The organism is Muricoccus radiodurans (assembly GCF_050154705.1).
GTDB lineage: Bacteria > Pseudomonadota > Alphaproteobacteria > Acetobacterales > Acetobacteraceae > Roseomonas > Roseomonas radiodurans.
This window is the reverse complement of the sequence record NZ_CP189561.1, coordinates 5015200-5040916: the sequence shown is the minus strand read 5'-3', so window position 1 is coordinate 5040916 and position 25717 is coordinate 5015200. Positions and strand designations below refer to the sequence as shown.

Sequence of the window (25717 nt, the reverse complement as noted above, 5' to 3'; positions counted from 1 at the left end):
CGCAAGCCGAACCCAAGGCAAAGTTCAATAACCTTCGAACTCATTGACAGGTCCGGACCACGGGTGAATAGTCCAAAAGTCCTTGAACAAGGCACTCCCATGCCTCCCGCCCTTCTCTGGCTCGCCCTCGGCACCTTCGCCGTGGGCACCGGCACCTTCACCCTGTCCGGCCTGTTGCCGCCCATCGCGGCGGACCTCGGCGTCGGCGTCCCGGCCGCCGGCCACCTGATCCTGGCCTACGCGCTCACCTACGCCCTCGCCTCCCCCGTGCTCGCCGCGGCGACGGCCGGATTCGAGCGGCGCCGGACCCTCACCCTCGCCATGGCCACCTACGTGGTCGCCTCCCTCGCCGGGGCCTTCGCGCCGAACTACGCGGCGGTGATGGCCACCCGCATCGTCGCCGCCCTCGCCGCCGCCCTCTTCGTGCCCGCCGCCGGCGCCGCCGCCCTCGCCCTGGTGCCGCCGCCGATGCATGGGCGGGCCCTCGCCCTCGTCGTCGGCGGCCTGACCATGTCCACGGTGCTCGGCGCGCCGCTCGGCACCCTCATCGGCGATCGCTTCGGCTGGCGCGCCGCCTTCGTGGCCGTCGCGATCCTCGCGGCGCTCTCCGCGGCCGGGATCCTGCTCGCCCTGCCGCGCCTGGCCGGCAGCCGCGCCGCGAGCCTGCGGGACCGGCTCTCCGTCGCGGGCCGGCCGGCGGTGCTGGCCCTGCTGCTCCAGACGGTCGTCACCTTCGCGGGCGCCTTCTCCCTCTTCGCCTATCTTGCCCCCTTCCTGCAGACCCTGCTCGGCTTCGGCGGGCAGGGCACCGCCCTCGGCCTGCTCCTCTCCGGCCTCGGCGGATTGCTGGGCGTCACGATCGGCGGCTGGGCCGCGGACCGCACCGACCCCCGCCGATTCCTGATCCTCTCCACCGCCATCCTCGCGGCCACCGTGATCGGCATCTCCCTCGCGGTGGAAGGACTCGCCCCGGCCACGGCCGCGCCGGTGGTCATGGGGCTCCTGGTGGTGATGGGCGCCGCCGGCTGGTGCTTCCCGCCCGTGCAGCAGGCGCGGCTCGTCGCGCTGGAGCCGCCGCTCGCGCCGGTGCTGCTCTCCCTGAACGCGGCGGCCACCTACTTCGGCACCTCGGGCGGCGCGCTCGTCGGCAGCCTCGTGATCGGCGCCGGCGGGCTGCGGGAGCTCGGCTTCGCGGCCGGCGCGCTCGCCGCCATCGGCGCGCTGCTCATCTGGCGCGCCGGGATCGGTCGACGCCTCGCCCTGGCCTAGGTCGGCCGGGGCGGTGACTCCGGGGGAGAGAAGGAATTCTCTCCCCCGGACCCCCACTCATCTTCTTCTGTCAGGCTGCCGCGGAAGGCGGAGCCCGCCTGCGCAGCGGGCAGACGACCTCGGATCAGCCCGCGCGGACACTTGCCTCGCCTCGGGTCCTCGACCCGAGGCGCGACAACGTCTCCGCCGTCCGCGGCAGCCTGACAAAAAGAGAAGGGGGTCCGGGGGATTTCTTTCCCCCGGCCTTCCTGCCGGAACGCTTACAGCGTCTCCAACACGAACCGCCCGTTCGTGTAGACGCAGATATCACCCGCGATGGTCATGGAGCGCCGCGCGATCTCCTCGGCCGACAGCCCGTCCACCGTCATCAGCGCCCGGGCCGCCGCCAGCGCGTAGTTCCCGCCCGATCCGATGCCGATCACGCCGTCCTCCGGCTCCATGACGTCGCCCTGGCCGGTGATCAGCAGGGAGCGGTCCTTGTCCGCCACCGCCAGCAGCGCCTCCAGGCGGCGCAGGTAGCGGTCGGTCCGCCAGTCCTTCGCCAGCTCCACCGCCGCGCGCTCCAGCTGGTCGGGGAAGCGCTCCAGCTTCGCCTCCAGCCGCTCCAACAGGGTGAAGGCGTCGGCGGTCGCGCCCGCGAAGCCGGTGATGACGCGCCCACCGGCGATGCGGCGGACCTTCCGGGCATTGTTCTTGACGACGGTCTGGCCCATGGACACTTGGCCGTCTCCGGCCATCGCCACCTGCCCGTCCTTGCGGACACAGAGGATGGTGGTGCCGTGCCACCCGAGCGGATCGTGTTGTGAAGTCTGGGAAAGGGTCATGATGCGCGCCGATGTGGCGATCCGGCCCCCCGGGCGCAATCGGTCGGAACGCGCGGCGCCCCAGCCCGGTTTCGCGGGTGCCATGCCCCCGCCGCGCCTTGTCCGCTTCACCGGCCGGCCCAACCGGCCCGGCCGCACGCGCGCGCTGGCCCCGCGGTGGCAGGCGGTCGCCGCGGCCGCCTCCCTCCTTCTCCACCTCGCCGCGGCCTGGTGGCTGTTCTTCACCCCGGCCGGCCGCGGCGTGCCCGAGCCCCTGCCGCCCCCCTCCATGGACGTGGTGTTCGAGGGCGGCACCGAGAGCGCCGTGACCGAGGGCATGGCGGCCGAGGCCCCGCCGCCTCCGCCCGCGCCGCCCCCGGCCGCGGAGGCCCTGCCGACGCCCCCGTCCCTGCCCGCCCCGCCCGTGCCCCCCGCGCCCCCGCCCCCCGTGGCCGAGGCACCACCCGCCCCGCCGCCGCCGCCTGCGCCACCCCCGCCGCGCATGGCCGAGGCCCCCCCGCCTCCCCCCCCCGCTCTGCCGCGCACCGCCGAGGCCTCGCGCCCGCCGCCCGCACCCTCGCCGGCCCTGCCCCGGGTCGCGGAGGCGCCGCCGGCCCCCGCCGCGCCCCGCCAGCCCGACCCCCCGCGCCTGCCGGAGCTGGACCTGCCCTTCATGCCGCCGCCCTCCGGCGCCACGCGCCCCGGCCCGGCCGAGCCGGTGCCGCCCATCCGCCTCGCCCTGCCCGCGGTGCCGCGCCTGCCGACACCCACCCCGCCGCCCCCGGTGCGGGAGGAGGCGGTGCCCGTTCCGCAGCCCCAGCCCGAGGAGCCGCAGGACACCGCCGAGCTCCCGCTCCCCCCGCCGCCCGCGCCGCCCCCACCGCCCGAGCGCCGCGCCGTCGCGGCCGCCGCCCCCCGCGCGCCCGCGCAGCCGCCCTCGCCCTTCGCCGGCACGCTCGATCTCAGTCGCGCGCCCAGCTTCAGCCCGGCCACGCCGTCGCCCCGCGCGCTGGACTCCGCGGCCACGCCACCGGGCCGGATGACGCCCGCTCTCTCCACCTTCTCCGCGCCCAACCAGCAGATCCGCATCCGCGGCGCCTCGCTCGGCGCCGACTGGCGCGCCGCCTTCCGCGCCTGGCTGGAGCGCCACGGCTATTACCCCGAGCAGGCCGCCCGCGCCGGGGAGGACGGCACCGCCGTGGTCCGCTTCACCGTCACCCGCGACGGCCGGGTCGGCCCCGTGCAGCTCATCGGCCGCTCCGGCTCCATCTGGCTCGACACCGGCGCCCAGGCCCTGTTGCGCGGCCAGACCCTGCCGGCCTTCCCCCCCGGCACCCAGGGCGACAGCGCCGAGATCGACCTGACGATCAACTACATCCTCCGCCGGAACTGACCCCCACCTCCTGGCCGCCGCCGCCCCGCGGGTCTAAATCCCCCCCATGGACGCCGCCCCCGCCCCGACCCGCCGCGCCGAGATCGCCCGGGACACGAGCGAGACCCGCATCCACCTGACCCTGGACCTGGACGGCACCGGCCGCTCCGACATCTCCACGGGCATTGGCTTCCTCGACCACATGCTGACCGCGCTCGCCCGCCACTCCCTCTGCGACCTGACCGTCCGGGCGGAGGGCGACCTGCACATCGACTTCCACCACACCACCGAAGACGTCGGTATCGTCCTCGGCCAGGCCATCCGGCGGGCCCTGGCGGACAAGCGCGGCATCCGCCGCTACGGCCACGCCGTCGTCCCGATGGACGAGGCGCTGGCTGAATGCGCCATCGACATCTCCGGCCGCCCCTTCCTCGCCTGGTCCGCGACCTTCGCGCGCGACAAGATCGGCGAGATGGACACCGAACTCTTCGAGGAGTTCTTCCGCGCCCTCGCCATGAACTCCGCGATGACCGTTCACCTCATGGCCCGCGCCGGCACCAACGCCCACCACATCGCGGAGGGCCTGTTCAAGGCCTTCGCCCGCGCCCTCCGCGCCGCCGTCGAGCCCGACCCGCGCACGCCCGGCGCCATCCCCTCCACCAAGGGGATGCTGGAGGCCTGATGCGCGTCTTCACCGTCCACGCCCGCACCGACGACCAGCCCCGCACCCGCCTGGTGCGGGAAGGTTTCTCCGTCTGGGCCTTCCTCCTCGGCCCCCTCTGGCTGCTCGCCCGCGGTCTCTGGCTCGCCCTGATCGGCTACATCGCGCTGGTCGCGGTCCTGCTCGGCGCGATCGGCGCCAACATGGAAAATCTGCCCAGCAACGCCCCGTCCTACGCGATGCTCGCCCTCCACCTCCTCCTCGGCTGGCACGCCCGCGACCTCCAGCGCTGGACCCTCCGCCGCCGCGGCTTCGCCCATCACGGCGTGGTCGTCGGCAATGACCGCGACGACGCCCTGCTCCGCCTGCTGACCGCCAAGCCCGCCCTCGCCCGCGGAGCCATCCGGTGAAGCTCGCCGTCATCGATCCCGGCTCCGGCAACCTCGCCTCCGTCCGCCGCGCCTTCGAGCGCGCGGCGCAGGAGGAAGGCCTCCCCCTCGACCTCACGGTGACCACGGACGCCAGGGACGTCCGCGCCGCCGACCGCATCGTCCTCCCGGGACAGGGCGCCTTCGCCGCCTGCGCCCGCGGCCTCGATGCCCTGCCCGACATGAAGGACGCCCTGCAGGAATCGGTGATCGAGAAGGCCCGTCCCTTCCTCGGCATCTGCGTGGGCATGCAGCTCATGGCCGAGCGCGGCCTGGAACACGGCACCACGCCCGGCCTCGCCTGGATCGAGGGGGAGATCGCCCCCATGGACCCGCGGGAGGACGACACGCCCCTCCCCCTCCCGCAGATGGGCTGGAACGCCCTCGCCCCGACCCGCCCCCACCCCCTGCTGGAGGGCCTGCCGGCCGAGAGCCACGCTTACTTCGTCCACTCCTACGCGCTGCGCGGCGGGAACAAGGCCGAACTCCTCGCCACCACCGCCTATGGCGGCCCCGTCACCGCCGTCGTCGGCCGCGACAACCTCGCCGGCACCCAGTTCCACGTGGAGAAGTCCGGCCCCGTCGGCCTGCGCATCCTCCGCAACTTCCTCCGCTGGGCCCCATGAGCACCGAAGCCCACGCCCTCTCGGTCGAGCGCGTCACCCATCTTTCCGATGCCGATATGGCCGACCTCTGCGAGGCGACGAACGCCGCCATCGCCGAGGGCGGCGGCTTCGGCTGGCTCGCCGCCCAGGAACGGGAGGCGCTGACCCGCCACTTCCGCGGCGTCCTGTTGGTGCCGGAGCGCGAGCTCTTCGTCGCCCGCCTGGACGACCACATCGTCGGCTCCGCCCAGCTCGTCCGCCCCGCCCGCAACAACGAGGCGCAGGCCTGGTCCGCCCAGCTCACCCACGCCTACATCGCCCCCTATGCCCGCGGCCACGGCCTTGCCCGCCTCCTCGTCTCCAGGGTCGAGGAGCGCGCCGCCGCCCTCGGCCACCGCGTCCTGAACCTCGACGTCCGGGAAACCCAGGCCACCGCCATCGCCCTGTTCGAGGGCCTCGGCTACACCCGCTGGGGCACCCACCCCGCCTATGCCCGCGTGGACGGCCGCACTGTCGCCGGCCACCACTACTTCAAGGCCCTGGACCCCCAGCGCGGCCGCCCGAACGAGAAGCTCTGGACCCGGTGACCCCCTTCATCCCCTACCCCGCCATCGACCTGAAGGAGGGGAAGGTCGTCCGCCTCCGCCGCGGCGACATGGCCCAGGCCACGATCTACGGCGACCCCGCCACCCAGGCCGCCGCCTTCGACGAGGCCGGCTTCCCTTGGCTCCATGTCGTGGACCTGGACGGCGCCTTCGCCGGCCGCCCCGCCAACGCGGAAGCCGTCCGCGCCATCCTCGCCGCCACCACCCGCCCCGTGCAGCTCGGCGGCGGTATCCGCGACATGAAGACCCTCGAATCCTGGCTCGCCGAGGGCATCACCCGCGTCATCCTCGGCTCCGCCGCCGCCAAGGACCCGGACTTCGCCCGCGCCGCCTGCCGCGCCCATCCGGGCCGCGTCGCCATCGGCATCGACGCCCGCGACGGCTTCGTCGCGACCGAGGGCTGGGCCGAGACCGGCTCCATGACCGCCCTCGACCTCGCCCTCCGCTTCGAGGACGCCGGCGCCGCCGCGATCATCCACACCGACATCGAACGAGACGGCATGCTCGGCGGCGTCAACGTCGCCGCCACGTCCGCCCTCGCCGCGCGCCTGACCACCCCCGTCATCGCCAGCGGCGGCGTCGCCGGCCCCGCCGACCTCCAGGCCCTGCGCGCCGACGGCCGCATCGCCGGCGTCATCATCGGCCGCGCCCTCTACGACGGGCGGCTCACGGCGGAAGAGGCGCTGCGCGGGTAATCGGGGAAGGCGCGTTCGCAGTAGCGCTTCCGGCGGCCCCGCCCCCAGCTCCCGTCCTCATCGCGATGTCTCGCGTGAGGCTGGAGATCGGCCTCTCACCGACGCGTGGACTTCGCGAGCTCGCGCCCGAGCGCCACGAGGAGAGGACGGGCGAGCGCGCGCAGGCTCTCGCCGTCCACGCCCATCTGCTCCAGTTCTTGGTAGGACGAGATGGCCTTGTCGGTCGCGCGGACGAGCGGGCTCAGCTCGCCCTCGTTGCGCATGGAAAGGAAGACCGCCTGCTCCTCCAGGGGCCCGTCCCTCTTGCTGTCCGTGATGTCGATGACGATCCCGCGCCCATGCAACAGGGATCCATCCGCGTCGATCTCGAAGCGGCCGCGCGCCAGGACCCAGCGCGTATCGGTCGGAGAGGGACAGGTCCGGTACTCGGCGACGAACAGGCCCCCGCGCGAGATGACACTCGTGAGCTGATGCTGGAAGGCGGGCAGATCATGCGGATGGATCGCATCCGTCGCGGCCTGGAGGGGAAGGCATTGCTCGGCGAGGCGCACGGGAATTCCGAAGAGGGCGGCGCAGGTCGCATCGATCCGCATGCAGTCCCCTGCGACGTCCCATTGCCACACGCCGACATTGGAGGCCGAAAGCGCGTCCGACAGGAAGTTGGGGTTCGGCTGTCCGATCGCGAAGGGCATGCCCGTCTCCTCTAGCCTCGCCCAGGTCGTTCTTTTCGCTTCGCCATCGTGACAGATAGGCCGAAGAGCGTTGTTGCCCAGCCGTCATCGACGGGAATGGAGGCGGACGCACGGAAATGCTTCATGCCCTGATGTCGCTCACGCGTTTCCCGCCTTGGAATCGCCGGCGCCGTTGCTGCCTCGGATTTGCTCGGGATGCAATTCGTCCGCGGGAACAGGAGGCTGTCTCGACCTGCGGTCCGATCGCCTCTTTCGGCCATGACCTCGTGCCCAGCCAGGGTCCGGAAACGCAGCCCGAGCCCGAACAGTTGCGAAGATGATACGGCCGCGCCACGACGCGTGCCGAAACCGCCCGTCCTCGGCGTCTCTCGCACGCCCTGACGGGGCACGCCCCGAAAACCGCTGGTGATTAGGAATATAGTCAGATATGATCGGGTGAGCGCAAAGGTCCCCGCCCATGACCCCCTCCCGCCCCTGGTCCCCTCTCTCGGACGCCGAGTGGTCCGCCCTCTCCCCCCATCTCCGCCTCATCGGCCCCGGCCGCCCCATCCCCGACCTCCGGCTCCGCATCGACGCCCTCTTCCGCATCGCCGCCGGCAACACGCGCTGGTCCCATGCCTCCACGGACCTCTGCCGCACCGCCACCCTCGCCCGCCACTTCCGCCGCCTCGCCCATGCCGGCCTCTGGACGCGCCTCCTCCGGCGCATCGCCTCCCCCGACTGCCCGCGCGCGCTGACCGCCATCGCCGACTGGATCTGCGCCGCCCACCGCCGCGCCGCGCGGGTCATCGGCCTCAAGGCGATCGTCCTCGCCCGCCGCCTCGGCCTCAACAAAGCCCTCCCCGGACCGCCCTGGTTCCTCCCGGACCCGGATTTGTCCGCAACCGTCATGCGTTACATCTTCGCCCTCTACCGCACGCCGAACGGGCCGGATTTCGCCCGCCTGACGCGCGCCGCGGACTGGCTCATGCGCGCCGCCGCGGGCCGAAGGCGCATCCCCCGCTCCCTCATCCCCGTGTAACCCGTGCGCGCGGCTTCCCGCCGGACCGGACGCCCACCGAAGGGCCCGCATTCCGCGCTTGCACCCGTTGCGAGGCCGGGCCGACACTTCCCGGGGGCGCAGAGCCCCGGGGAAGGAAACATCGAATGCGTCCAGGCATCCTCGCGGGCGCCGCGCTGGCGCTCTGCGCCGTGCAGGCCGTCGCCCAGGTCGTGGTCTCCGGCAATGATGGCAAGCGAACCCTCGTCGGCGGCGTCAACACCCTCGTCCCGAACCCGCCGCCGGACACCGTCTCCATCCTGGACATCTCCGGCCCGCGCCCCCGCGTGGTGGCGGAGGTGCAGGCGCCGCACTCCGTCGTCGGCCCGCCCAGCTCGGTCGCGGTCACGCCCGACGAGCGCCTCGCCCTCGCCACCTCGGCCGAGAAGCTGGACCCCGCCGACGCCAGCCGGACGATCCCGGACAACCGCCTCTCGGTCATCGACCTGCGCGCCACCCCGCCCCGCGTCGCCGCCACGCTGGAAGTCGGCCTCGGCCCCTCCGGCGTCTCGATCAACCAGGCCGGCACGCTCGCCCTCGTGGCCAACCGCAACGCCGGCACCGTCAGCGTGCTCCGCATCCGCGAGGGCGCGGTCTCCGTGATCGGCACCGTCACGGTCGGCCCCGCCAACACCGGCGTCTCCCACGTGCAGTTCACGCCGGACGGCCGCCACGCCCTCGTCACGCGGGACAATGACAGCATCATCTCCGTCCTCCGGATCGAGGGGGAGACGGTGACGAAGCTCGACCGCGACATCACCGCGGGCGTCCGCCCCTACAGCCTCTCCATCCCCCCGCAGGGCGGCTGGGCCATCGTCGGCAATGTCGGCCGCTCCGCCAACAACACCGGCGACCTCGACAGCGTCAGCCTCATCGACATCTCGCGGGAACCCTTCCACACCGTGGACGTCGCGACCGTCGGCACCACGGCCGAGGGCGTGCTGGCCAGCCCGGACGGCATCCACGCCGTCGCCGTGGTGCATAACGGCACCGGCCGCCCCACCGGCGACCCGCTGCGCGGCCGCGCCCAGGTGAAGCTCCTGCGGATCGAGAACAACCGCGTCCGCGTGGTGTCGGAGGCCTTCGCCGGCGACTGGGTGCAGGGCATGGCCTTCTCCCGCGACGGCGGCACGCTCCTGATCGGCAACATGGCCGACCGCACCATCGGCGTGTACCGGATCGAGGGCGACACGCTGCGCGACACCGGGGATCGCATCCCCGTCAGCGGCGGCCCCGCCGCGCTCGCCACCGCCTTTGTCGCGCCCCGCTGACCCCGGAACGGAAACGCCGCGGAACCACCGGTTCCGCGGCACCGGCCGCCCCGGCGTCACCCGGCCACGCGCTCTCGGCACCCTGTCCCGATCCCGCGCGGCCCCTCCGCGGAACGCCAAACGCCGCTCCATCACCACAAGGACAGCACGGCTCACCCGCCTGACACGCGGCAAGCCCCGCCGCTATGCTCGCGCCTCCCTTCCCCGCACGGGCCCCGTCCCGCCTGCCCCGAGGAGCCGCGCCTCCATGTTCGATGTCATCGTGGTCGGTGCCGGATCGGCCGGCGCCGCCCTCGCCGCGCGCCTGTCGGAAGATCCGTCCCGCCGCGTCCTCCTGCTGGAAGCCGGCCGCGACTGGCGCGCCGCGCAGGCCCCCGCCGCGCTGCGCAGCCCGAACATCATCCCCTTCATGCACGACCCCCGGCACCAGGCCGAATGGCAGTGGCCCGGCCTGATGACCCGCCGTACCAGGGCGCAGCAGCCGAAGTTCTACTGGCGCGGCCGCGCGCTCGGCGGCTCCTCCACCGTCAACGCGCAGATCGCCATCCGCGGCGTCCCCGCCGCCTTCGACGCCTGGGCCGAGGCCGGTTGCGAGGGCTGGTCCGCCGCCGACGTGATGCCCCTCTTTGACCTCATCGAGGACGACGCGGATTTCGGCACCCAAGGCCGCCGCCAGGGCGGCCCGCTTCCCGTCTTCCGCATGCCGGAGGACCGCTGGGGCGCCGTGGACAAGGCCCTGCGCGACGCCGCCCGGATGGCCGGCTACCCGGACAAGCCCGACCTGAACGCCCCGGAGGGAGAGGGCGTCTCCTGCAACCCCATCAACCTGCGGAACGGCGTGCGCGTCACCACCAATGACGGCTACCTCGAGCCCGCCCGCGGCCGCCCGAACCTCGAGATCCGCGGCGCGGCGATGGTGGACCGCGTCCTTTTCGACGGGACCCGCACCCGCGGCGTCCGCGTCCGCTTCGGCGCCGGCGAATGGCAGGAGATCGCCGCGAGGGAGGTCGTGCTCTCCGCCGGCGCCATCCACAGCCCCGGCCTGCTGATGCGCAGCGGCATCGGCCCTGCCGCCGCGCTGAAGGCGCTCGGCATCCCCGTCCTGCATGACCAGTCCTCGGTCGGGCAGCACTTCATGGACCACCCCATCCTGCGCGCCAGCCTCGCCCTGCGGCCCGGCTTCCGCGCCGACGGACCGGATGCCCGTCACACCAACCTCTGCGTGACCTACAGCAGCCGCCTCGGCGGCGGTGGGGAGCGCGACATGATCCTCGTCGCCTACAACCACCGCGGCCTCGCCGAGGAAGGCGCCGTCGCCCCGAACGGCGGCATCGGCATCGCCCTCTACGACGCCTTCTCCCGCGGCGAGGTGCGCCTGACCTCCCCCAATCCCGAGGCCCAGCCCGTGGTCGAGGAGAACATGCTCGACCACCCCGCCGACCGCCTGCGGATGCGCGACGGCGTCCGCCGCCTCGCCCGCCTCTGCGCGCTGGACCCGATCACGTCCATCGCCGACGCCATCACCTTCGGCGAGACGGTCCTCACCATGTCGGAGGCCGCCGCCCTCCCCGACGACGAGCTGGATGCCGTGATGCTGCAGGAGGCCGGCGACATCCAGCACGCCGCCGGCACCTGCCGCATGACCGTCCACGAGGACCCGCGCGGCGTGGTGGACCCCGAGCTGAAGGTCCGCGGCGTGAGCGGCCTCCGCGTCGCCGACGCCTCCATCATGCCGACGGACTGCCGCGCCAACCTGCACTTCACCTGCGTCATGATCGGCGAGAAGGCCGCGCGCCTCATCCAGGCATCTCCGCCGGCCCCACCGGGATGACGCACGTCGTTCTCCACACAACGCGGCAGACCACTTGGGCCGCAAAGGCAGGGGACGTCGCACGGCGTCATCGCGCCCGGCGGCCCTGCTCAGCGGCTCCCCGCCTCCTCCGCCAACCAGTCGCGCAGCGCTCCCAACGTGGGATCGCCGACCCGCTCGATGTCGTGGAGCAGGGTGAAGCTGCGGGAGGTCGGACGGATGAACTCCACCGGCATCACCACCCGCCGCGCGACGAGGTCCTGGTCCAGCAGCGCCCGGATCGCGAGCGCGACGCCCAGCCCGCCCGCCGCGGCATCGATGGCAAGGCCGATGCTCTCGAAGGTGCTGCCGGCCGCGGCGTCCACCCCGGTGATCCCGGCCGCGGAGAACCAGCGCTCCCAGTCCTGCGGCCGCTGCCGCGAATGCAGCAGCGTCTTGCCCTGCCAGGTGAAGCCGCCCGTCCCGACCAGGCGCGGGGCGCAGACCGGCACCATCGCGATCGGCACCAGGGGCAGCATCATCAGGCCCGGCCGCGGCCGCCCGTCCGACACCGCGATCACCGCGTCGAAGGCACCGGGGACCAGTTCCAGCGGGTCGGCGCTCGTCTGCAACTCGATCTCCAGCGACGGATGACGCTCCCGCAGCCGGTTCCAGCGGGGGATGAGCCACCGGCTGGCGAAGAGCGCGTAGGCTCCGAGCACCAGCCGTCGCCGCGGCGCCGCCTGCCGCATCGCGGCCACGCCGACGGCGATCCGGTCCAGCGCCTCCCGCGCCGCGGTGAAGAGGGCGGAGCCGGCGGGCGTCAGGGTGAGGCCTGCCGCGCTGCGCAGGAACAACGCCGTGCCGAGCTCCTCCTCCAGCGCCCGGACGCCGCGGCTGACCGCGCCGGGCGTGACGGCGAGTTCCCCCGCGGCGCGTGTGACGCTGAGGTGGCGCGCCGCTGCCTCGAAGCTGCGCAGCGCGACCAGCGAGGGCAGGCGCCGGTAGGTCATGGGCGTTGAGTATGGGTCAACGCGAGGGCCGAACAAATCGATTGCGGCCCGGCTTCCGACGCCGCTTCCTCCCGGCCAGAACGCCGGAGGAATCGCCATGCATGTCCGCCCCCCGGGCCCACCCGCGGGCGCCGCCGCCATCCCGGACAGCGCGGGCCTCAACCTGTTCCGCGCGGACCCCGACCTGGCCCGGCTCGCCGCGCTCTACCTGCCGCCGGATCTGGCCGCGCATCTCGCGCCCCATCTCGACCGACTGGGCGGGCTGGCCGGCGGCGCGCTGGACGCGCTGGCGACGACGGCGGACCACAACCCGCCCGTCCTCCGCCCCCGCACGCGCCGGGGCGAGGACCTCCAGTCGATCGAGTATCACCCGGCCTACCGCGAGATGGAGCGGCTGGCCTTCGGAGAGTTCGGCCTCGCCGCGCTCTCCCATCGCGGCGGCGTCCTGGGCTGGGACGCGCCCATGCCGCCCGCGGCCAAATACCTCCTGACCTACCTCTTCGTGCAGGCGGAGTTCGGCCTCTGCTGCCCCGTCAGCATGACCGACAGCCTCACGCGCACGCTGCGCAAGTTCGGCGCCCCGTCCCTCGTGGGCCGCTACCTCCCCGCGCTGACGAGCCAGGACCTGGACGCGCTGCACCAGGGCGCGATGTTCATGACGGAGCAGGGCGCGGGCTCCGACATCTCCGCCACCGTGGTCCGCGCCGCACCGAACGAGGACGGCACCTGGTCGCTCTCCGGCGACAAGTGGTTCTGCTCCAACCCCGATGCGGCGCTCGCCATGGTGCTGGCGCGGCGGGAGGGCGGGCCGCCCGGGCTGAAGGGCGTCTCCCTCTTCCTGTTGCCGCGCACCCTGCCGGACGGCACGCCGAACCACCACCGCATCGTCCGGCTGAAGGGCAAGCTCGGCACCCGCTCCATGGCGAGCGGCGAGGTAGCGATGAACGGCGCCCTCGCCTGGCTGGTCGGGGAGCCCGAGGCCGGCTTCCGCCAGATGGCCGACATGGTGAACAACTCCCGCCTCTCGAACGGCGTGCGAGCGGCGGGGATGATGCGGCGGGCCGTGACGGAGGCGCTGTTCATCGCCCACCGGCGCATGGCCTTCGGCAAGCGGCTGGTCGAGTTGCCGCTGATGCGCCGCCAGCTCGCGAAGATGCTGGTCCCGGCGGAGCAGGCGCGGTCGATGATGTTCCAGACCGCCGAGGCCCTGCGCCGCTCCGACGCCGGGGAGCAGGACGCATACCCGCTGCTCCGGATCCTGACGCCGCTCATCAAGTTCCGCGCCTGCCGCGACGCCCGCCGCGTGACCGGCGACGCGATGGAGGTGCGCGGCGGCTGCGGCTACATCGAGGAGTGGTCGGACGCCCGGCTGCTGCGCGACGCCCATCTCGGCAGCATCTGGGAGGGGACGAGCAACATCGTGGCGCTCGACGTCCTGCGCGCGGCCACGCGAGAGGGATCCCTTCCCGTCCTCGCGGGGCACGTCCGCGCGCTGCTCGGCAACGGCGATGCCCTGCCGGACGCCGCGCCCGCCCTGGACCGGGCCCTGGCGCTGGCCGCGGCGGCGCAGGCCGATCCCTCCCTCGCGCGCCAAGCCGCCTCCGCGCTCTACCACGTCACCTCGGCGGCCGCCCTGGCGTGGGAAGCGGCGCGGGCCGGGCTGCCGCACCGGCTGGCGATCGCACGGCTCGTGCTGCGCCACCGCGTGCTGCCGCGCGACCCGCTCAATCCCTCCGCCCCGGAGGCCGCGGACCTCGCCACCCTGCTGCCCGATCCCGGCGCCCATCAGGAAGCCCTCGCATGACCACCCGCCGCACCCTGCTCGCCGCCGCCGCGCTCTCCGCCCCTGCCGGCCTCGTCCGCGCGCAGCCGGTGGCGCGGCCGGTGACCCTCGTCGTCCCCTTCGCCCCGGGCGGCCCCACGGACCTCATCGCCCGCCGGCTGGCCCAGAGCCTCGGCGAGGCGCTCGGCCACACCGTGGTGGTGGAGAACCGGGCCGGCGCCGGCGGCAACATCGGCGCCGAATTCGTCGCCCGCGCCCCCGCGGACGGCGCCACCATCCTCTTCGGCACCTCCGGCCCGCTGGCGATCAACAAGTCGCTCTTCCCGAACCAGTCCTACGACCCCGTGCGTGACTTCGCGCCGATCGCGCCGCTCGGCCGCATCCCGAACGTGCTCGCGGTGAACGCCAACATCCCCGCCCGGACCGTGCAGGAGCTGATCGCCCTCGGAGGGCGGGAGCGCCTGTCCTTCGGCTCCTCCGGAAACGGCGCCTCCTCGCACCTCGCGGGCGCGCTGTTCAACAAGATGGCCGGCACGGGCTTCGAGCATATCCCCTATCGCGGCACCGGCCCCGCGCTGAACGACCTGCTGGCCGGACATATCGCGATGGTCTTCACCGATGTGCTGACCGCCCTGCCCCATGTCCAGGGCGGCCGGGCGCGGGCGCTGGGGATCACGACGCTGGAGCGCTCCGCCGTGCTGCCGGACCTGCCGACCGTCGCGGAGCAGGGGCTGCCGGGATACGACGCCTCGGTCTTCTTCGGCCTCGTCGTCGCGGCGCAGACCCCGGCGCCGGCGCGGGAGCGGCTGCGCGCCGCCTTCGCCGCCGTCGTCGCCCAGCCCGCCACGCGAGAGTTCCTCGAGAGCCAGGGCATGCAGATCGCCCCCACCCTGACGCCCGAAGCCCTGACCGCCCTCATGGCCGAGGAGGCGGGACGCTGGAGCGCCGTGATCCGGGAGGCGAACGTTCGCACCGATTGACGGACAAGTCCGTCAGGCCCTCCGGCGGGCGATCGAACCCGCCGCGCCGCTCGAACCCGCGTTCTTTCTGGCGCCGTCAGGGGCCGCGTGGTTCGCGCGGAACTATCGCACGACGGTCGCGAACACGCGCCTCCTCGACAACGACCTCGCGACGATGGGCGCGGGCCTGCCATCCGCCATCATGGCCGCCCTGCTCAACCCGGGCGCAGGGTGCTCGCCCTCTGCGGCGACGGCGGATTCGTGATGAACAGCCAGGAGATGGAGACAGCCGTCCGGCTCGGACTGAACCTCGTCGTGCTCGTGCTCGACGAGGGCGCCTACGACATGATCCGCTGGAAGCAGTCGGCCGACGATTTCACATCCTCGTCCCTGTCCACGTTCTTGGCACCTGCAAGGTCCGATCCGGGGCGGTGTGCCATGTGGCGCTGGCCTGGCCCGCATGCCCCGATGGCAAAGCACCACGCACCGTGGATTGATTCCGTCGAGAGACACCCTTCGCACGTTGACGCAGCATGATCCTGCGACGCCCGGAGGACGGCACCCGCCTCCTCGTTCCCCAGCCCTCCCACGCCCTGCTCTCGGGCCAGATGATGGCGGCCTGGGGCGCTCCGGGCTTCGCGCGGCCGGAACCTGCCCCCGAGGTCATCCTCGCCGCCGAGCAGCACGACATCGCCTGGCTGCCCTGGGAGACGGCCCCGACGCTCGACCCGGAGACGGGCTTGCCGCACGCCTTCACCGGGCTCGGCGCCGCGGTTCATGCCCCCATGTGGGCGCGAGGCGTGGAGGTGGCCCGTGCCGCCTGGGGCCTCTGGCCTGCCCTGCTCATCTCCCTGCACGGCACGCGGATCTACACGCAGTACATGCGGCCGGAGCGCCTGCCGGCGGACGATCAGGCCGCGATCGACCGCAACGCCGCGAAGGAGGCCGCGCTCCAGGCCGACTGGATCGCCAAGCTCGGCGTGGCTCATGATCAGGTGGAGCGGAACTCCGCCCTGATCGCGGTGACGGACGCTCTCTCCCTCGCCCTCTGTTTCGCCGATCCGGACAAGGCCGGGGAGGCCCCGATGGAGGATGGCAGCACCCGCAAGATGAGGCTCGTGCGGCAGGGGACATGCCGCTGGTCGCTCGACCCCTGGCCCTTCCGCGACAGCGCCCTGACGGTCCGTTGCGAGGCGATCCGGCTCCCTGCCGAAACCCGCTGGACCGACGAGGAGACGATGCGCGGCGACCTGCGGGGTGCAGCCTGGAGCACGCTGGCCGAAACCCTGGTCCCTGGCTGACGGATCACGTCCCGTGTCGCTTTCGGCAATCTGGCAGCCCATGCCGGTCGTGACGCCGCGACGACCTCTGACGGCCGAGAGCGGAACGTCCGCTCTCGATGCGCATCACGCAGCACCGCCGCTTACCCCTCGGGGCATGTCCGAATGGACCGTGAGGCTCGATCGCCGATGAGATCCGCGATGTCGGCTGCATCCTCGTCAGCGCCCCACGGGAATGCCGACTTCACCTTGTGCCGCCTCGGCAGTCCGAGAAAGTAGAGCCCTGGCACCTCCGTGAAGCCGCGGCGATGTAGAGGTGCTCCCTAGTCGTCGAGCACCGGGCATTCGATCCATCCGAGATCATCGCTGTAGCCCAGCGCCCAGATCACGGTGCTGATGCCGGCTTGGCGCAAGTCCAGGGCTTCTGGCTCCCGCATTTCCGGGCGCGGCCCCTGTAGCGTGCCGGGACGCGTCGACGGCCACGCAGCGACAGGTCCACGGACCGAGGGTGCAGCAGCCGCTCCTTGACGATCTGGCAGCCCGAGCCACCAGAGCCCACCACGAGAACGCCTCCCGGCGGGAGTTCCGACGGGTTCATGTAGCGGTTCTCGATGATCTGGCGGATGCCGGATGGCATGCCTGCGGCCGCTTCCGGGATGCGCGGGCACTGATACGGTCCGGTCGTGACCACGACGTTGGTCGCTTCCAACGTCATCGGGCCGGCCTCCACCCGGAAACGTCCGCGGTCGGTTAACCGAAGGGTGGTGACGTGGACGCCGCATCGGACCGGCACAGCGATCCGGACCGCGCAGGCGGGGATGAATCCGACGACGCCGTCACGGTGCATGAAGCCATCGCGATCAGCGCCCTGAGCGGCGTGGCCAGGCAGGCGCATCGTCCAGTTATCGGCCTGCCACCCAGCGGGTCATTCCATTCCTTCGTGCCGCGCATGATCAGGCGCTTCCGCGAGGCCTCTCCGTTGGTTTCCGTGAGCATGGAGGAATGCCTGAAGGGCCGAGCTCGTCGGCAGCCTGCGGCGGGGAACCTCGGTGTGGCCTTCCCCCGCGCGGCGATCCCTCCGCCTGAGGGGCTGGATGTGCATCTCCTGCTGGATGAGCCGATGGTGGTGGCCCTGCCCTCGGCGCACGCCCTCGCGCGGCCCGGGCCGCGCGAGGGCGCCGTCCCGCTCGGGCGCCTCCGGGCGGAGACCTTCATCGTCTCTGCACGGCAGCAGGGGCCGGCGCTGTTCGAGGCCACGCTGGCGGCCTGCGCACGGGCAGGGTTCAGCCCCTGCCTCGGCCAGGAGGCGCCACGGGTCATCTCGGCCTTGAGCCTCGTCGCGAGTGGGCTCGGGGTGACCTTGGTGAGGGCATCGATGTAACGCATGACGATGGACGGCGTGGTGTTCCGACCGCTCCGCGGCCCTGTTCAGCCCCAAGCCTTCCTGTCCACCGCGACCCAGCGCGATGCCCCTTCGGCGGCCATGCGGCACTTCGTCGCCATGGTCCGTCGCGCTGCGCGGGAGGAGGTGGGGTCGTGGCGGCGGCGTGAATGGCGCCTCGCTCCGAAGGTCGGCACGCCAGGAGGCGGCGGGTGTATGGGCCGGACAAGAGGCTGCCGTCCTAAGGCAGACCGGGTCTGTCCGTGGACGATTCTCGAATTCGGCGCGGATGCTGGAGCGCGCTAGCGGCCTGGCGCGTCCCTGACCACCCGCACGAAGCGCCCGATGATCTGAGGCATCTCCACGGCCCTCGCTGGCAGCCGGTCCACGGGCAGGCTCAGGTCGCCAAGATGACGGCCGCGTGCGGTGTAGAGCGAGAGCTCCAGCCCCTCGTCGGTGATCTCCAGGCGGCAGACGACCTCCTCGTCACCAGCCTCGTGCCGGGCTCGGGCGATGAGCTCCACGATCTCCTCCAGGCCGAGGGTCTGCGCGCCGGCCTCGTCGAGGAACTCCGCGATCTCGGCCTCCACCTCGGACGGTGCGACCAGCGCCAGCGGCACGCAGCCTCCGCTCGCCTCGAAGATCGAACCGCGCCAGCGGTCGAACAGAGTGGCCGCACGCGTCGCCTCCGCCCCGCCCGGGTCCTCCTCGCCCGGCACGGCGGTGCGGCCCTCCGCTGCGGCGATGTCGTCCCAGACCGGGATATCCCAGTCGATCTGCAGCCCGACCAACACGCCGAATCCGCCCTTCGCCAGTTCATCCACGTCCGCCGGTGGCAGGTCGCGAGGCTCCACTCCAGCGACCAGCTCCAGGAGGACGCGCCGCGAGGCCGCCGGCGAGAGGTGCGCGATCGCGTCCGGCGAACGCCAGAGCGGCAGGAAGCGAAGCTCGAGCGAGTCGGCCAGCGCGCCCGACGCGATCAGCCCCTCTCCGATCAGCGTTGCCGCGGGCGGCCGCCCCTGGGCCAGCGCCACGGGGAGCGCGACCAACTCAGCCCAGCCTGACGGCCCGACGGCAGCACCCTCCGCCACGGATCGCAGCATCCCGGCAAGCTCATCGGCATTCTCGTCGCCGTGATGCTCCGCCGCCTTTCGGATCGCGAGGTCGAGGACGTCCTCCCGTCCCGCGAGGAGAAGATCCTCGGCGAGGGCCTCAAGATCGTCGGGCTCGCCCGCGACAAACGCCGCGAGCAGGCGATCCGCGACCGGCCCGGGAAGCCTTTCAAAGCGCGGTTTCGTCGCAGTCGGGGCGGTGGGCCTCAGCCCGATCAGCCGGAGGGCCGCGTCTCCCCTGAGAAGCCGGTCCCGGTCGATCCAGCCTCGCCGGTTCTCCGGCGTGTCCTCTCGCTCCCGCATCCATCGCCGGAAGGCTGCCCGGTCCGCACGTTGCACGAAGACCTCGACGCCCTGGGCGATCATCTCGGCGGCGACGGCCCTGTTCACCGCCAGGACGGTCTCGATGCTGGTCTCCCCGGGCCGGAACGTGTCGAGCGTCTCGGGGTCGTCGTAGTGCGTGAGGAGAACCGCATCGAGGTCCGCCGCGACGTCCCGCGCCAGTTCGGTGGCCGCCTCGACCTCCTCGTCTCGCTGGGCTTTCTCATGCGGCATGGCGGATGTCCCTTGGACCGGCCGTGTGATCCTGTCGGCGCCCTCGTTCCTCTATGGCACGGGAGAGCCCGGGAGCTTGCCGGCGAGCGTGAACGCAGGCCTGCAACGCCGACGGCCATGCGGCTGACCGTTCCTGCGGCCCTCGTGCCGCGCCGCTCATGCCGTGATCTCCGGGGCGGAGGTGTCTGGCACGGTGGCTTCGGCGCCGAAGCCGAGCCCTGCGACGAAGACGTTCCAGTCCTCCGGCCGCAGGGCTCCGCCCGTCGCCTGACGGTGACCGGAGCCATACATCTCGTCTGCCCCCGGCGGGCGGTGCTCGGCCAGGAACCCGACGAGGTCCCGGTCCTCGGCCGAGCGCACGGCGAAGTGCACCCAGCCCGGCCGATACGCCGTGTTCGCGGCCATCACGATCTTGTCCCGCAGCCGCCCTCGCCACTGCTGGGCAATGAGGGGGTGGATCTGCGTGGGGGAGGCGAACCGGATCAGGGCCACCTCGCCCCGCACCACCGGCCCGACCCGCCGGGCCGCCTCCAACTCCCGCCTCACCTCGGCCCGCGCCGCCAGCACGGCCGCGGCTTCCGGCCGCTCGCCCGACAGAACGTCCTTCGGCCCGTCCGCCGCCATCAACAGCCTCAGCGCCGGCGTGGCATCGCCGGAGGCACTTCGCCGCGGCGCGTTCACCAGCGCCGCGGCCTCCCGCAGCGCCGTCACGCCGAACCGCCGGGCCGCCTCCATTTCCGGGAAACCGGCCTTCTCGGCCATGTCTCCGATCAGCCCCACCGCCGCGAGCCAGAGCCACGGTTCGGCGTCGGCCAGCACGCCGGCGCACCAGAACGCCAGGAGCGACGAGGTCGGGATCGGGTCCTGCCCGTGGCCGCTGATCACCGTGGCGCCGGCGGGCGGCGCGCCGGGGACGTGGTGATCGACCACCACCGTCGGCACGCCGGGCTTCGGCAGGGCGTCCCGCACGCCCAGGTCGGTGATGATCACGCCACCGGCTAGCTCCCGCGCCAGCTCCGCTCGCATCGCGTCCGACCAGGGGCTCTCGCCCCGGCCCACGATGCGGGTCCGCACCTCCCATCCCGCCGCCTCGAAGGCCCGCGCGAAGAGGGCGGTGGCGGACAGGCCGTCCGCGTCATTGTGGCCGAGGATCCAGACCGGCTTGGTTCGGTCGAACGTCTCGACGGCGAGGGCGAAGGCGGAGGCGGTCTCGTTGCGGGCCGACGTGGCTGCGTTCATCCGACCCTAATGCGCCAGCCTCCGGCGGGTTTGCCCCCTGGCTCTCGCTGCAACGGTGCAGACGAGGGCCCTATGCGGACGGCCAGGGATGGCGCGGGCCGGCCAACCCGACGCCCCCCGCAGGTTGCAGATCGCTGAAAGAGCCTTCCATGGCTCGGCTCCTGACCGGTCATGCCCGGGGCGCACGCCGGTCCAGCACGATGCCGGAGATCCGTCCGGGCCCTGTCAGTCACCCCCGTGTCAGCCCCGCGTCGCGGATCAGCGAGCTGAACGCCGCGTGGTCGGCACGCCGCCGCGCCTCCAGCTCGGCCAGGGTCTGAGGCTGCGGCCGGAAGCCAAGTAGCCCGAACCGGGCGACGATGGCGGGCATCGCGCCCATCTCGTTCACGAGGTGGTTGAGGCGCTCGCAGACCTCCGGCGGCGTCCCGGCGGGGACGGCGATGCCGTGCCAGCTCCGCAGCGCCCAGCCCGGCAGGCCCGCCTCCTCCGTGGTCGGGACGTCGGGCATCTTGTCCCAGCGCTCGCTCCCCAGCACCGCGACGCCGCGCAGGTCCCCCCGCCCGACCGCCTCCGCGCTCTCCGCGCCGAAGATGATCTGCACCTCGTTCGCGATGCAGGCCTGCACCGCCGCCGAGCCGCCGCGATAGGGCACGTGGACGATGTCGATGCCGGTGCGCTTCTTCAGGTATTCGCCGCAGAGCTGGGCGAGCGATCCCTGTCCCGAGGTGCCGAAGTTCAGCTTGCCGGGGTTCGCCCGCGCGTGGGCGACGAGTTCCGACAGGTTCCGCGCCGGCACGGAGGGGTGCACGACGGCGGCCATGAAGCCGTCCCCGGCGAAGCCCACCGGCGTCAGGTCGGTCAACGGGTCGTAGCGCACCGAGGCGAGGAAGGGGATGACCGCGTAGAAGGTGTTGCTGACCGCCAGCAGCGTGTAGCCGTCCGGGCGGGCGCGGGCGACGAGGTCACCAGCGATGCCGCCGCCGCCACCGGGACGGTAGTCCACCACCACCGTCTGACCCGTGGCCCTGGTGATCTCGTCGCCGACGCTGCGCGCGATGATGTCGCTGGCTCCGCCCGGTGCGTAGCCGACGATGATGGTGATGGTGCGCGACGGGTAGGCCTGGGCGATCGCGGGCCGCGCCAGGGCGGCGAGCGACGCGGCAGCGGCCAGGGTGAGCAGTCCGCGACGGCCTTGATGGTCTGGCATGACGTTCCTTCCGTTGGGCTTATGATGTTCATGCCCCAGGCTGCCGGCGTGGGAAAGCGTGCGGGCGGGGCAGGACGGAGCCCGGCGCTGCCCGGAAAAGGTTCGGCCGCGCGCGGCACCGCCGGCGTGCTGTCCAATGGCCGGGATCACCCCTGTGGCCACTCCTTCACCTGGCAAGCGACCGCTGGGGCGTCCTGAATGGCGCCAGGGCGTGCGGCGGTTTGCGCGGAGAACCGCCCCGATCGTCGCTGAGGAGGAACCGCCGCAGCCCGAGAAGGGCGAAGAGTTGGGCATGGGACCCAGTCGTGATGCCGAGCACCTCGCTCCTCATTTGGTCTTTAAGTCGCCCGACAATCTCATTCATTCGGAGCGCTCGGGAACTCTCACGAGAGCTCCGCGTCCAACCCATCCATACGGGCGCGCAAGCGCGGGGTGGCCCAGTCCAGGAAGATCCGGACCTTCAACGGCATGAGCTCCGCTGCTGGATAGACGAGGCTGACCGGCATGGCCTCGGCACTCAGGTCGGACAGCAGCCGTTTCAGCTGTCCACTCCGCACCTCGTCGGCGACCTGATAGGACAGGACACGGATGATGCCCAGGTCGGCCAGGGCCGCTTTGATGGCCGCCTCCGTCGTATTCACGGACAGCCTTGGTCGCGGCTCGACGGCCAGGGCCGTGCTGTCCCGCCGGTATCGCCACTCCGGCGAGGCGGAGAAGCCCTGGAAGCTGATGCCATCGTGCTGCGCGAGATCCTCCGCCGCGCGCGGCATGCCGTGTCGGGCAAGATACCCCGGAGAGGCACAGATGACACGGCGGACTGATCCCACCCGCGTGGCGACAAGCCCGCTATCCTCCAGGTGCCCGATCCGGAGCGCGACATCGATGTGCTCATCGGTGAGGCTGACCTGCCGATCCGTCAGCGTCAGCCGGAGGGTGATCTCGGGCTGTTCGGCGAGGAAGGCGAGAGCGACGGGCAGGAGGTGCCGCTGGCCGAACATGGTCGGGGCGGTGACGTGGAGTTCGCCGCGCGCGGCGCTGTACTCGCCCGCGGCCTGACGCTCCGCTTCCTCCACCTGTTCCAGGATTCGCCGGGAGGCCGCGACATAGGCGCGCCCGGCATCGGTGAGTTCGACCCGTCGGCTGGTCCGTACCAGGATCTGGGTTCCGAGATGCCGTTCCAGGTCGGCCACCTTGCGGCTGACCGTCGCCAGTGGTGTGCGCAGGCGCCGCGATGCTGCCGAGAGGCTGCCCTCCTCCACGACAGCCAGAAGCACGGACATCGCGTCGAACCGGTCCATGGCCCTTCCAATTCCTGAGAGGAAGCTTCCCGAAGTCTCAGGATACTGCGCGTTGGATGGAGGACCTAGTTTGCCTTTCAGGCGACCGAGGCGGCTCCAGAAGCCCTGCCCGCGGCCGCAAAGACGATCAGATGGAGCAAGCCAAGATGGACCTCTCACGCCGCCTCTTCACCTTCGGTCTTCCCATGGCGGGTATGGCCACCGGTGGTCTTGCGAAGGTCGCCCTGGCACAGGGTGCGGCCGCGGGGAGCCAGCCGACCTCGGTCACTCCCCTGGCTCAGATCAGGATCGGCCGCTTCACGGTGACCGCGCTCGCGGACGGCTATGCCGACATGCCCTACGGCTACTTCCCCGGCCGCACGGCCGCGCAGGTGGAGCAGGCCGCGCGGGCGCAGTTCGTCGCCCGGCCGAGTGGCGTCCGCTTCCTGTTCAACCAGTACCTCATCGAGGACGGCGAGCGCCGCATCCTCATCGATGCCGGTCCGGCCGGAACGCTCGGCCGGACGGGCCTGCTGCCGCAGGCGCTCGCCGCGCTCGGCCTTCACCGGGACCAGATCGACGCGGTGATCGTCACCCACATGCACCAGGACCACATCGGCGGGTTGGTCGCGGATGGCCGGAACAACTTTCCCAACGCCGACCTCTACATCGACCGGCGAGACGTGGCGCATTGGACCGATCCGGCCAAGCGGAGCGCTGCTCCGGACTACGTGCAGCCCAGCTTCCGGCTCTCGGCGGAGGTGCTGCGCCTCTACCCGCGCCTGCAGGCGACCGACGGCGAGCGCCAGGTCACGCGCGGCGTCTCCATCGTCGATCTGGCCGGCCACACGCCCGGACACATCGGCGTTCGGATCGAGGATGCCGGGCAGAGCCTCATCATGGTGTCCGACATGCTCTTCCCGGTGGTGCATCCGATGGCGACCGATGTGTACTTCCTGATGGAGCAGGACCATGCAGCCGCCCAGGCCATGCGCGCACGATTTTTCCCGCGTGCGGCCGAGGAGGGGGCGCTCATCGCCGCCACGCATATGCCGTTTCCCGGACTGGGCCGCATCGTGTCCGACAGCGGGAAGCTCCGCTGGCAGGTCGCCGACTGGGCGTATCAGGCCTGAGGCGCGGCCGGGCATCGTTCATCAGGCTGATGACGGACAAGGGCGGGAGGGAATTCCGTGCACCACCGATACCTGGAGATCGCGTCAACGCCGTCCGTCCGGGCGGCACGTGAACGATACGGCAGCGCGGCCCAGTGGGCGCGCGCGGAGGAAGGTTACGCGGAGGAGGCTGTCCGCAATGCTCGCCTGGGCCCGGCTGAATGGCAGTTCATCGGCGAACGCGATGGCTTCTACATCGCGAGCGTGTCCGAGACCGACTGGCCCTATGTGCAGTTCCGCGGCGGGCCGGCGGGCTTCCTGCGCGTCGTCGACGGCGGGACGCTCGGCTATGCGGATCTCCGCGGCAACCGGCAGTATCTCACGGTCGGCAATGTTCAGGCCAACGACCGGGTCTCGCTGTTCCTCATGGACTACGCGCGCCGGCGACGCCTGAAAATCTTCGGACGGATGCGCGTCGTCGACGCCCGGGACGACCCTGCCCTGACGGCCCGGCTCGCTGTTCCGGGGTATGGGGGACATGTCGAGCGAGCGGTGCTGATCGATGTCGAAGCCTTCGACTGGAACTGCCCGCAGCACATCACGCCGCGGTTCACCCAGGCCGAGTTGGAGGAGGCGCTGTCACCCGTGCGCGCGGAGTTGGCCGCCCTGCGCGCCGACAACGAACGGTTGCGGCGCGAACTCCACGCGAATGGACAGGGTGCAACCAGCCTGTCCGGCACTTCGGCTGGTGATCGCCAGGGCTGATCTGGCCAGACCGGCCGGTCGCGATTGCCGCCAGGAGAGGGACACTCAGGCTTCGGAGAGCCTGGAAGAGTGGTCAAGCCCTCCCCTTGTGCCCGCGACGGCTTGTGGAAGCAGACAGGCTCCTACGGACGTCATCGAGCGCCTGTGCGGTCCATGTCTCCCCGTCCAATCCGATCAGGTCTGGATTGGCTCTCCCGGACCGGCCTGATGGGCTCAGCATTCGTCATCGAAGGGGAAGTCCCGATAGCGGCCGGCGGGCGTTTCCCTCAACAGGACGTCCGGCCCGAACATGTGTGGCTTGGTTCCTCTCGGTAGGCCACTTGGCAGCGCCGTCCGTGGAGGATCGATTCTATAAACAACTTCCCACTTTCCCGGATGGGCTCCGCCACGACTTCGGAAGCTGCTGGGATGGTAGTTGATCTTCGGCTGCTTCGGCGATCCGATCACGACGACCAGGTCAATCCGCGAGAGCGTCGCGGGCTGATGCAACGACAGATAATATAAGATGTGCCTGACATTATACCCGCCACCGGAGAAGCCATAGAGTGCCGTGACCATCTCGTCGTCCTGGAAGTTTTTCAGGGCAGCTTTCGCCTGCGGACTGGTCTGACCCTGTGGGTTACCCGGTTTGTCCAGAACGACTCCCTTGTAGCCCTTACGTCGCGCATATTCGACGGCCGCATCGACGTGCAGGGCGCCGGAGGGCCAAGCAATCTCCACGCCCCTTTCGTCCGGAAACATGCCTGCCGCAGCGGCGTTGCCTCGCAGAATCAACATTTTTCGGCGCGACATCGAGACCTCCGTC

General features: G+C 72.0%; 26 protein-coding genes. 17 read left to right on the top strand and 9 right to left on the bottom strand.

The window, feature by feature from the left end; genetic code table 11:
- The first annotated feature begins 99 nt into the window (after positions 1-99).
- Positions 100-1269 carry an MFS transporter gene (locus ACP6CK_RS23410; protein WP_426955732.1) on the top strand — a complete coding sequence of 390 codons (1170 nt, stop codon included), beginning with the start codon at positions 100-102 and terminating at the stop codon, positions 1267-1269.
- Between the two features lie 260 nt (positions 1270-1529).
- Here ACP6CK_RS23410 and hslV read toward each other — a convergent pair whose 3' ends face one another.
- Entirely contained in the window at positions 1530-2093 is a 564-nt protein-coding gene (gene hslV, locus ACP6CK_RS23405) for an ATP-dependent protease subunit HslV (RefSeq protein WP_426955731.1), read from the bottom strand.
- Here hslV and ACP6CK_RS23400 point away from each other — a divergent pair.
- The 6 genes from ACP6CK_RS23400 to hisA are packed head-to-tail and all read left to right on the top strand — an operon-like array spanning position 2092 to position 6438.
- Positions 2092-3465, top strand: a complete 1374-nt coding sequence (locus ACP6CK_RS23400; protein ID WP_426955730.1) for an energy transducer TonB — start codon at positions 2092-2094, stop codon at positions 3463-3465. The two genes, hslV and ACP6CK_RS23400, sit on opposite strands and share 2 nt — an antisense overlap.
- Before the next feature lie 46 nt (positions 3466-3511).
- Positions 3512-4126: an imidazoleglycerol-phosphate dehydratase HisB gene (gene hisB / locus ACP6CK_RS23395; protein WP_426955729.1), complete on the top strand. Its 615-nt coding sequence runs from the start codon at positions 3512-3514 to the stop codon at positions 4124-4126.
- On the top strand, positions 4126-4515 hold the full coding sequence (locus ACP6CK_RS23390) for a DUF2628 domain-containing protein (protein ID WP_426955728.1): 390 nt from the start codon (positions 4126-4128) through the stop codon (positions 4513-4515). The genes hisB and ACP6CK_RS23390 overlap by 1 nt, the downstream gene beginning before the upstream one ends.
- Positions 4512-5159: an imidazole glycerol phosphate synthase subunit HisH gene (hisH, locus tag ACP6CK_RS23385; RefSeq protein ID WP_426955727.1), complete on the top strand. Its 648-nt coding sequence runs from the start codon at positions 4512-4514 to the stop codon at positions 5157-5159. Before ACP6CK_RS23390 ends, hisH begins: the two co-directional genes overlap by 4 nt.
- Positions 5156-5725, top strand: coding sequence for an N-acetyltransferase family protein (locus ACP6CK_RS23380; RefSeq protein ID WP_426955726.1), 570 nt, complete (start codon positions 5156-5158; stop codon positions 5723-5725). Before hisH ends, ACP6CK_RS23380 begins: the two co-directional genes overlap by 4 nt.
- The gene (gene hisA, locus ACP6CK_RS23375) at positions 5722-6438 is read left to right on the top strand and encodes a 1-(5-phosphoribosyl)-5-[(5-phosphoribosylamino)methylideneamino]imidazole-4-carboxamide isomerase (RefSeq protein WP_426955725.1); all 717 of its coding nucleotides are present in this window, start codon (positions 5722-5724) and stop codon (positions 6436-6438) included. Before ACP6CK_RS23380 ends, hisA begins: the two co-directional genes overlap by 4 nt.
- 95 nt (positions 6439-6533) lie before the next feature.
- Here hisA and ACP6CK_RS23370 read toward each other — a convergent pair whose 3' ends face one another.
- The gene (locus ACP6CK_RS23370) at positions 6534-7130 is read right to left on the bottom strand and encodes a PAS domain-containing protein (protein WP_426955724.1); all 597 of its coding nucleotides are present in this window, start codon (positions 7128-7130) and stop codon (positions 6534-6536) included.
- Positions 7131-7587: 457 nt separating this feature from the next.
- On the opposite strand from ACP6CK_RS23370, the gene ACP6CK_RS23365 reads away from it, so the two are divergent.
- The 3 genes from ACP6CK_RS23365 to ACP6CK_RS23355 all read left to right on the top strand — a co-directional run bounded on the left by ACP6CK_RS23365 (position 7588) and on the right by ACP6CK_RS23355 (position 11271).
- Positions 7588-8151, top strand: a complete 564-nt coding sequence (locus tag ACP6CK_RS23365; protein WP_426955723.1) for a transposase — start codon at positions 7588-7590, stop codon at positions 8149-8151.
- A gap of 125 nt (positions 8152-8276) precedes the next feature.
- The gene (locus ACP6CK_RS23360; protein WP_426955722.1) at positions 8277-9440 is read left to right on the top strand and encodes a beta-propeller fold lactonase family protein; all 1164 of its coding nucleotides are present in this window, start codon (positions 8277-8279) and stop codon (positions 9438-9440) included.
- Positions 9441-9687: 247 nt separating this feature from the next.
- Positions 9688-11271, top strand: a complete 1584-nt coding sequence (locus tag ACP6CK_RS23355) for a GMC family oxidoreductase (RefSeq protein ID WP_426955721.1) — start codon at positions 9688-9690, stop codon at positions 11269-11271.
- An 89-nt stretch (positions 11272-11360) separates the two neighbouring features.
- Here ACP6CK_RS23355 and ACP6CK_RS23350 read toward each other — a convergent pair whose 3' ends face one another.
- On the bottom strand, positions 11361-12242 hold the full coding sequence (locus ACP6CK_RS23350; RefSeq protein WP_426955720.1) for a LysR substrate-binding domain-containing protein: 882 nt from the start codon (positions 12240-12242) through the stop codon (positions 11361-11363).
- Positions 12243-12339: 97 nt separating this feature from the next.
- Here ACP6CK_RS23350 and ACP6CK_RS23345 point away from each other — a divergent pair, with 97 nt between their 5' ends.
- From ACP6CK_RS23345 to ACP6CK_RS23330, 4 genes are all read left to right on the top strand, one after another.
- Positions 12340-14046 carry an acyl-CoA dehydrogenase family protein gene (locus ACP6CK_RS23345; RefSeq protein ID WP_426955719.1) on the top strand — a complete coding sequence of 569 codons (1707 nt, stop codon included), beginning with the start codon at positions 12340-12342 and terminating at the stop codon, positions 14044-14046.
- Positions 14043-15005, top strand: a complete 963-nt coding sequence (locus tag ACP6CK_RS23340; RefSeq protein ID WP_426955718.1) for a Bug family tripartite tricarboxylate transporter substrate binding protein — start codon at positions 14043-14045, stop codon at positions 15003-15005. The genes ACP6CK_RS23345 and ACP6CK_RS23340 overlap by 4 nt, the downstream gene beginning before the upstream one ends.
- A 243-nt stretch (positions 15006-15248) precedes the next feature.
- Complete coding sequence (locus ACP6CK_RS23335; RefSeq protein WP_426955717.1) at positions 15249-15521, top strand: thiamine pyrophosphate-dependent enzyme; 273 nt, start codon at positions 15249-15251, stop codon at positions 15519-15521.
- A complete protein-coding gene (locus ACP6CK_RS23330) occupies positions 15518-16285 on the top strand; it encodes a DUF3891 family protein (RefSeq protein ID WP_426955716.1) in 768 nt (255 codons plus the stop codon). The genes ACP6CK_RS23335 and ACP6CK_RS23330 overlap by 4 nt, the downstream gene beginning before the upstream one ends.
- Positions 16286-16649: 364 nt before the next feature.
- On the opposite strand, the gene ACP6CK_RS23325 is transcribed toward ACP6CK_RS23330, so the two are convergent.
- On the bottom strand, positions 16650-17159 hold the full coding sequence (locus tag ACP6CK_RS23325; RefSeq protein WP_426955715.1) for a SidA/IucD/PvdA family monooxygenase: 510 nt from the start codon (positions 17157-17159) through the stop codon (positions 16650-16652).
- Between ACP6CK_RS23325 and ACP6CK_RS23320 the strand changes: the two genes are divergently transcribed.
- Positions 17106-17645 carry a LysR substrate-binding domain-containing protein gene (locus tag ACP6CK_RS23320; protein ID WP_426955714.1) on the top strand — a complete coding sequence of 180 codons (540 nt, stop codon included), beginning with the start codon at positions 17106-17108 and terminating at the stop codon, positions 17643-17645. The genes ACP6CK_RS23325 and ACP6CK_RS23320 overlap by 54 nt on opposite strands.
- Positions 17646-17947: 302 nt before the next feature.
- Here the strand turns inward: ACP6CK_RS23320 and ACP6CK_RS23315 are convergent, their stop codons facing one another.
- The 4 genes from ACP6CK_RS23315 to ACP6CK_RS23300 all read right to left on the bottom strand — a co-directional run bounded on the left by ACP6CK_RS23315 (position 17948) and on the right by ACP6CK_RS23300 (position 23056).
- Positions 17948-19312 carry a hypothetical protein gene (locus tag ACP6CK_RS23315; protein WP_426955713.1) on the bottom strand — a complete coding sequence of 455 codons (1365 nt, stop codon included), beginning with the start codon at positions 19310-19312 and terminating at the stop codon, positions 17948-17950.
- A 156-nt stretch (positions 19313-19468) separates the two neighbouring features.
- Positions 19469-20551 carry a hypothetical protein gene (locus ACP6CK_RS23310; RefSeq protein ID WP_426955712.1) on the bottom strand — a complete coding sequence of 361 codons (1083 nt, stop codon included), beginning with the start codon at positions 20549-20551 and terminating at the stop codon, positions 19469-19471.
- Positions 20552-20780: 229 nt separating this feature from the next.
- Complete coding sequence (locus ACP6CK_RS23305; RefSeq protein ID WP_426955711.1) at positions 20781-21758, bottom strand: Bug family tripartite tricarboxylate transporter substrate binding protein; 978 nt, start codon at positions 21756-21758, stop codon at positions 20781-20783.
- A 383-nt stretch (positions 21759-22141) separates the two neighbouring features.
- A complete protein-coding gene (locus tag ACP6CK_RS23300; protein ID WP_426955710.1) occupies positions 22142-23056 on the bottom strand; it encodes a LysR family transcriptional regulator in 915 nt (304 codons plus the stop codon).
- A 131-nt stretch (positions 23057-23187) separates the two neighbouring features.
- Here ACP6CK_RS23300 and ACP6CK_RS23295 point away from each other — a divergent pair, with 131 nt between their 5' ends.
- Complete coding sequence (locus tag ACP6CK_RS23295) at positions 23188-24168, top strand: MBL fold metallo-hydrolase (RefSeq protein WP_426955709.1); 981 nt, start codon at positions 23188-23190, stop codon at positions 24166-24168.
- Positions 24169-24225: 57 nt separating this feature from the next.
- Positions 24226-24912, top strand: coding sequence for a pyridoxamine 5'-phosphate oxidase family protein (locus ACP6CK_RS23290; protein ID WP_426955708.1), 687 nt, complete (start codon positions 24226-24228; stop codon positions 24910-24912).
- Positions 24913-25125: 213 nt separating this feature from the next.
- Here the strand turns inward: ACP6CK_RS23290 and ACP6CK_RS23285 are convergent, their stop codons facing one another.
- Positions 25126-25704, bottom strand: a complete 579-nt coding sequence (locus tag ACP6CK_RS23285; protein ID WP_426955707.1) for a hypothetical protein — start codon at positions 25702-25704, stop codon at positions 25126-25128.
- Positions 25705-25717: the final 13 nt, after the last annotated feature.